The sequence below is a fragment of the Gemmobacter caeni genome (assembly GCF_003054195.1).
In the GTDB taxonomy this organism is placed as follows: Bacteria; Pseudomonadota; Alphaproteobacteria; order Rhodobacterales; family Rhodobacteraceae; genus Gemmobacter; species Gemmobacter caeni.
The window spans coordinates 2,501-5,761 of the sequence record NZ_QBKP01000051.1 but is presented as its reverse complement, the minus strand read 5'-3'; the positions used below and the strand labels follow the sequence as shown (position 1 = coordinate 5,761).

Annotated in this window: 2 rRNA genes; both read right to left on the bottom strand. The window is 54.6% G+C overall.

The window, feature by feature from the left end:
- Window positions 1-105 precede the first annotated feature (105 nt).
- Window positions 106-220: ribosomal RNA gene (gene rrf / locus C8N34_RS25455) — 5S ribosomal RNA — on the bottom strand.
- An 88-nt stretch (window positions 221-308) separates the two neighbouring features.
- Window positions 309-3,141: ribosomal RNA gene (locus tag C8N34_RS25450) — 23S ribosomal RNA — on the bottom strand.
- Window positions 3,142-3,261: the final 120 nt, after the last annotated feature.

Here is a 3,261-nt window from a genome sequence, read left to right as displayed (position 1 = left end):
GCAGGATTTGAACCTGCGGCCTTCAGGTTATGAGCCTGACGAGCTACCGGGCTGCTCCACCCCGCGTCCGGGTGTTTTTTGTATCGTTGATGGGGTCTTTTCTAGGTTTGGCGGTGACCTACTCTCCCACGTCTTGAGACGCAGTACCATTGGCGTGTTGGCCCTTAACGGCCGAGTTCGGGATGGGATCGGGTGTTTAGCCAGCGCTATGACCACCAAACCGAGGAAAGACCCGTTTATGAGGAACATCAGGCGCAGTAGCGCTTGTTCAGGTTTTGAGCTTTTGACCAGTCTTGCTGTTACTGGATCAAATCAAGCCTATCGAGCAATTAGTACCGGTCAGCTGAATGCATTGCTGCACTTACACCTCCGGCCTATCGACGTGGTGGTCTTCCACGGCTCTCAAGGGAGACCTTGTTTTGAAGGAGGCTTCCCGCTTAGATGCCTTCAGCGGTTATCCTGTCCGTTCATAGCTACCCAGCACTGCCGTTGGCACGACAACTGGTCCACCAGTGGAACGTTCACCCCGGTCCTCTCGTACTAGGGGCAACTCTTCTCAAGTCTCCTACACCCACGGCAGATAGGGACCGAACTGTCTCACGACGTTCTAAACCCAGCTCACGTACCTCTTTAAATGGCGAACAGCCATACCCTTGGGACCTGCTCCAGCCCCAGGATGAGATGAGCCGACATCGAGGTGCCAAACGATGCCGTCGATATGGACTCTTGGGCATCATCAGCCTGTTATCCCCAGAGTACCTTTTATCCGTTGAGCGATGGCCCTCCCACTTGGGACCACCGGATCACTATGGCCGACTTTCGTCTCTGCTCGACTTGTCAGTCTTGCAGTCAGGCTGGCTTCTGCCATTGCACTCAACGAGCGATTTCCGACCGCTCTGAGCCAACCTTCGCGCGCCTCCGTTACGATTTGGGAGGCGACCGCCCCAGTCAAACTCCCCACCATGCATGGTCCCGGACCCGGATGACGGGCCGCGGTTAGACATCAAGAGTGCGAAGGGTGGTATCTCAAGGGAGGCTCCACAGAAACTGGCGTCTCTGCTTCGATGCCTACCACCTATCCTGCACATCACAATCCTGATGCCAGTGCAAAGCTGGAGTAAAGGTTCATGGGGTCTTTCCGTCTAACCGCGGGAAGTGTGCATCTTGACACACAGTTCAATTTCGCTGAGTCCACATCAGAGACAGCGGGGAGATCGTTACGCCATTCGTGCAGGTCGGAACTTACCCGACAAGGAATTTCGCTACCTTAGGACCGTTATAGTTACGGCCGCCGTTTACTGGGGCTTCAATTCAGAGCTTGCACCCCTCCTTTTAACCTTCCAGCACCGGGCAGGCGTCAGACTGTATACGTCGCCTTACGGCTTCGCACAGCCCTGTGTTTTAAGTAAACAGTCGCCACCCCCTGGTTTGTGCCCCCCTCCCATGCTTGCGCACAAGAGGGGCTCCCTTCTCGCGAACTTACGGGAGCATTTTGCCGAGTTCCTTTGATGTGGTTCTCTCAAGCGCCTTGGTATTCTCTACCAGTCCACCTGTGTCGGTTTGGGGTACGGTCTGATGGAGGGCTATTTCCAGGAACCGCTCAGCAGCCCGGTCAATCCGATAAGACCGAACTACACCTGCGATCCGTCACATCCTCCTGGCCCACGAATATTAACGTGGTTCCCATCGACTACGCCTTTCGGCCTCGCCTTAGGGGCCGGCTTACCCTGCTCAGATTAGCTTTAAGCAGGAACCCTTGGACTTTCGGCGACAGGGTCTCTCACCCTGTTTGTCGCTACTCATGTCAACATTCTCGCTTCTGATCTCTCCACCGGATGCCTTACGGCCCGGCTTCACAGAAAGCTCCTTGCCTCCATGGCACCCCGAAGGGCACACAAGAGGCATTGAGCTATATCACAGAACGCTCCGCTACCACGCGTATTGCTACGCATCCTGAGCTTCGGCTCGTGGCTTGAGCCCCGTTACATCTTCGCCGCAGGACATCTTGACTAGACCAGTGAGCTGTTACGCTATCTTTAAAGGATGGCTGCTTCTAAGCCAACCTCCTGGTTGTTTTGGACGTCCCACATGCTTTCCCACTTAGCCACGAATTAGGGGCCTTAGCTGCAGGTCAGGGTTGTTTCCCTCTTCACGACGGACGTTAGCACCCGCCGTGTGTCTCCCGGATAGTACTCTCGGGTATTCGGAGTTTGCTTAGGCTCAGTAAGTCTGTGGGACCCCATCACCCATGCAGTGCTCTACCCCCCGAGGTATTCGTCCGAGGCGCTACCTAAATAGCTTTCGCGGAGAACCAGCTATCTCCAGGTTTGATTGGCCTTTCACCCCTAGCCACAAGTCATCCAGACCCTTTTCAACGGGTGTTGGTTCGGACCTCCAGTACGTGTTACCGTACCTTCATCCTGCTCATGGCTAGATCACCTGGTTTCGGGTCTGATCCAACGAACTCATGCGCCCTTTTAAGACTCGCTTTCGCTGCGCCTACACCTATCGGCTTAAGCTTGCTCGTTAGACCAAGTCGTTGACCCATTATACAAAAGGTACGCCGTCAGGGCTTATGCCCCTCCGACTGCTTGTAAGCGTCCGGTTTCAGGTACTGTTTCACTCCCCTCGTCGGGGTGCTTTTCACCTTTCCCTCACGGTACTGGTTCGCTATCGGTCAGCAAGGAGTACTTAGCCTTCGGGGGTGGTCCCCCGATCTTCAGACAGGATTTCACGTGTCCCGCCCTACTTAATATGTCCCGTGGAGCTTCCTGTACGGGGCTGTCACCCGCTATGGCCTGCCTTTCCAGACAGTTCCAGTCACTCTTCCAGGCTCGGCTGGTCCGCGTTCGCTCGCCACTACTAACGGAGTCTCTGTTGATTTCCTTTCCTCCGGGTACTTAGATGTTTCAGTTCCCCGGGTTCGCTCTAAAACCCCTATGTATTCAGGATTAAAGTACCTGGCTCACCCCATTATTGATAGCGAAGCTAACAATAACAGAATGTCAGGTGGGTTCCCCCATTCGGAGATCCATGGATCAAAGCCTATTCCCGGCTCCCCATGGCTTAACGCAGGGTATCACGTCCTTCATCGCCTCTTGCTGCCTAGGCATCCACCAAACGCCCTTTTCGCGCTTGATTTGATCCAGAAAGAGCAAGGCTCTTTCCGGTGTCAAAAGCTGTATACTTTCCCTGTGACGATCCGAGGACCGTCACGGTTAGTGTACTAGACTTGAACAATATCGCTTCGAGGCTCGTAGC